The organism is Nitrosomonas halophila (assembly GCF_900107165.1).
Classification (GTDB): Bacteria; Pseudomonadota; Gammaproteobacteria; order Burkholderiales; family Nitrosomonadaceae; genus Nitrosomonas; species Nitrosomonas halophila.
In genome coordinates, this window is the sequence record NZ_FNOY01000121.1 from 1 (window position 1) to 3,620 (window position 3,620).

3 protein-coding genes are annotated in these 3,620 nt (G+C 56.8%); all 3 read right to left on the minus strand.

Annotation, left to right across the window (positions count from 1 at the left end; translation table 11 throughout):
* The coding region (gene cycA, locus BLV85_RS14400) for a cytochrome c-550 CycA (RefSeq protein WP_143032364.1) at nt 1-711 on the minus strand (711 nt) is incomplete at its 3' end.
* Between the two features lie 109 nt (nt 712-820).
* Nucleotides 821-1,897: a hydroxylamine oxidation protein HaoB gene (gene haoB / locus BLV85_RS14405; RefSeq protein ID WP_245725243.1), complete on the minus strand. Its 1,077-nt coding sequence runs from the start codon at nt 1,895-1,897 to the stop codon at nt 821-823.
* Nucleotides 1,894-3,606 (minus strand): multiheme c-type cytochrome, encoded by a 1,713-nt coding sequence (locus BLV85_RS14410; protein WP_090415914.1) that lies wholly within the window; start codon nt 3,604-3,606, stop codon nt 1,894-1,896. Before BLV85_RS14410 ends, haoB begins: the two co-directional genes overlap by 4 nt.
* Between the last annotated feature and the right edge of the window lie 14 nt (nt 3,607-3,620).

Sequence of the window (3,620 nt, forward strand, 5' to 3'; positions counted from 1 at the left end):
TTTCTTGTCATCTTTCTTGGCTTCTTTGGCGCTGGCCTGGAATTCGTCGTGATACTTGAATTTAGGTTCGCCTTCGTATACGCCATCAAGCTTGTAGTGTTCGTGCATGGCTTTGACGTCTTTCACCATTTCATCGAAATTGAAGGTGTATTTCGCATCCACTTCCGGGGTGAACGGGGTGTATGGTGGTTTGGCACCTTTCCACGGCGAGCCTTCGTAGTTCAGATGGCAGGCGCTGCAGCGCTCTTCAAAGTGGAAGTCCTGGCCCTTGCCGGCTGGCACCTTGCGCGGAGTGGATTTGCCGGATTTCTCGAAGGCCTGGCCCGCTTTGCGGTGATCACCCCGATAGAATCGTCCCGGTCCATGGCAGGATTCGCAGCCCACGGCAGCCAGCATTTTTTTCGGTGATTCGATGGTGTAGCCGCCTTTTTTGCCATAGCCATCTACGTGGCAACCTACGCAATCCTTGTCTTTGGTGTAGTCTTTTTCAGGATCGAGGCCTGCCTTGATTTTGGCTTCCTTGCGGGCGTTGGGCTTGAGTGAGTCCATCGCTTTGGCATGGGCGGTGTCACGCCAGGATTTTGCCTGGGCTTTGTGACAGGAACTGCACTTCTTGCGTCCTTCAAACGGGGCGTCTGCTGCCATGGTTTGCCCGATCATCAGGGTAAACAGGGCGACAGCAGCCAGTTTGCAGGCTGTAATTATTTTCATGATCTCTCCTCTCGTTTATGTTTTAAAACATGTTGCGATTTGGTTGTCGCTGTCCGTAATTGTACCCGATCATCGGTCAGTGTAAATGTTGCGTCCAGGGTTTGGACGGTTACTGACCGCTGGCGGATGGGGTAGGCGCAGCTTCGCTTGCGCCGGCCAGCGACAGTTTGTAGACCCAGTACCCGCCTTGTTGGTAGATCAGTTGCGGGTTGTCAAGTTCAACCGGCGGGGGGTGATCGGTGAAGGGCAGCAGTTGGGCAAGCAGGGCTTGGTGGCTGGCTTCGTCGGTCAGGAAGAAGGCGCGGATCAGTTCTTCGGACAGTGACTGCAGCGTGTAGGTGCTGTAGCCGCGTGTGCCCATCTCGGTTTTGAGATGGCTGATCATGCCGTGAATGTTGCCGGTCATGCGGTAGTTTTTATAGGCGACGCCGAATTGTTCGGGGTACAGGAGGCCGAGTTTGTAGAGGTCGGCGACGTGTACGACCAGGTAGGTTTCCCGTTCGTTGTCTGCCAGTTGCCGCAGTTGGTCAAGGCCGCTTGCCAGGGGACTGGCCAGGGCTTGTGTGAAGCGCTTGAAGTGGTCGCGCTCGAGGTCTGTAACCGGGGTCTGGGCTTGTTCGCTTTCATAGGCGCGGATGGCTGATGCATGAATTTGCCATTCGTCGGGGATGATCAGCGGTTCGTGCAATGGGGCACGAAACAGGACAGGCCGTCCGGTCAGTAACGCAAGTTGGCGGGAGGTGTCCCACCAGGCGAGTATCTGGGCGTCGGCGGTGGTGTATTTGTTGATCGCGTCTGCCAGGGCGCTCAGTTCGGCCGGTTTGCGTTCCAGGTGGAGGAGCGGTTCGCTGGTCTGGTTTTGCCAGTCGAGCAGGACCGGGCCAAGTTGGTCGTGCTGGCCAAAGTAGGCTTGCGCGACGGGTTGGTCGATGTCCGGAATCTGGAGGGTGTATTGGCTGATGTTCAGGTCAGGCCAGGCTTCCAGTTCCAGTGCGGGATATTTGCCGGCTGGATGGGTTTCTATCAGCTGGTAGCGATAGGGCGCGCTGCCAGGGGTGAACCATAGCCAGGCAAACCAGGCAAGTAAAGTAAAACCTCCCGCCACGAGCAGGATGCCAAGTGACGGGAGGAGTTTGTCTAGCCAGCGCGCCTGGGCACGCTGGTTAGGGTTGGATGGCGTGATCAAGCTTGATTTTGCTTGCGTTTGCGCCAGCCCATCAGTGCCAGTGTGCCCGCCAGGAGCATGCCACCACCGAGGCCACCCAGGGAGATTTTATCTTCTGGGTTGTTCAGGTCGAGCAGGCTTGCACGCTTACCTTCGAGTTTGTTGACTCGGGCTTGCAGGGCCGCCATTTCTTGCATTTTGGTGTGCTCGTCCTGGATTTCTACGTAGGCGCGGTTGATCGGGCCCCAGCCTTCGGTGTAGGTCCAGCCACCCGGGTTGGTGTGGGCCAGGCCAACGTGCATTTTGGCCAGGTCGTTTTCAGCCATTTCCAGCACTTTGAGTTCGATCGAGGCGGGGTTGTTGCCTTTGGACCAGAACAGCTGGGTGAAGATGCCAAAACCTGGTTTCTCCGGTTCCGGTGGGACCGGACGGTTGGTTTTCTGTCCAGTCAGGTTGCCTTCTTTGTAGAGTTTTTCAACAATTTCGTGGGCTTCCTGATATTTGGCCAGTCCTGCCAGGGTGCCTTTGTCCATCAGATCAAGGTAGGAGCGGGCAAAGCGTTCGGAGTGGCACTGGGTGCAGGTGACAACCCAGGAGTCAAGTCTGGCTTCCGACCAGTCGCTGGTGATGTTTTCTGCAATGCCAGGTACGAACGGGTAGTTTGCCCAGCGTATCTTGCGGGTGATGTTGTGGCTGTATTCGCCTTCGTATTCAAAGTGGCAGCCCGCACAGGTAGGGGCGTTCTGGCCGCCTTTGGCGTAGGCGTCCTTGAGCTGGACTTCCCAGTTCCAGTTGTCTCCGAGCATGGCGACCATTTTGCCGTGCTTGGACATGGAGTAGGTTTCCCAGTTGTTGTGGTCTACACCGCTGTGACAGGTCGCGCAGGCTTCGGGCTTGCGGGATTCGGCCGCGGAGAATTCGTGACGGGTGTGGCAGGAGTCACATTTGTTCTGGTTGGTGTGGCACATGGTGCAGCCTTCGGCCACTTCACGCTGCGGCATGGCAGCCCAGACGGTGGTTTCTACGTTGGCTTTGTAGTCCAGTGCGTGCGAGGGGCGTCCATCGGGCCATTGGCCGTTCGGCCAGATCATGGTGTCGCGCTCCGATTCGCGTTCGGCAAATTCACGCAGGTGACAGGTACCGCAGACGTCGGCCGTGGGCATGATGAGGTCTTTCGTATGATCGGCTTTTTTCTTGGCGTTGACTTCTACGTGACAGTCGATACAGCCCACTTCCTTGAGCGATTCTTTTTCGCCCAGTTTGCCCAGTGAACGCAGGTTGCCTTCCACTTCTTCCAGTTTGGCTTTTTTGTAGTAAAGCGGGTCTTCCGGCTTGAGGTTGCGCACTTTGTCCAGGTTGGCGTGGGTGCTGCGTTTCCAGGCCTGCACCCAGACCGGGGATTCGTCCGAGTGGCATTCTACGCATTCTTTGCGGCTGGCCACTTCGCGCATCGAGGTGGGCGGTTTGTAGAAGGTCGCCGGGTCAAGATAAATGCTGTAGGGAATCGGTTCCCAGTATTTACCCATGGTGCCTTTGCCTGCACCCTGCGCCGGATCTTTGTAGCGCTTGACCAGCGCTTCATAGGTCTCCTTGGGGGTCGCCTTGTTGCGATCCAGCCCCAAGGCTTCGTAGGTCTCACTCGGTACCGTCGAGATGTTCGCCTGTACCATCCCTGCTAGCAACAGCCCTCCCGCTAGCATTATACCTTTCAGCCAATGCCTGGCATGCATGTCTCTCTCCTTTT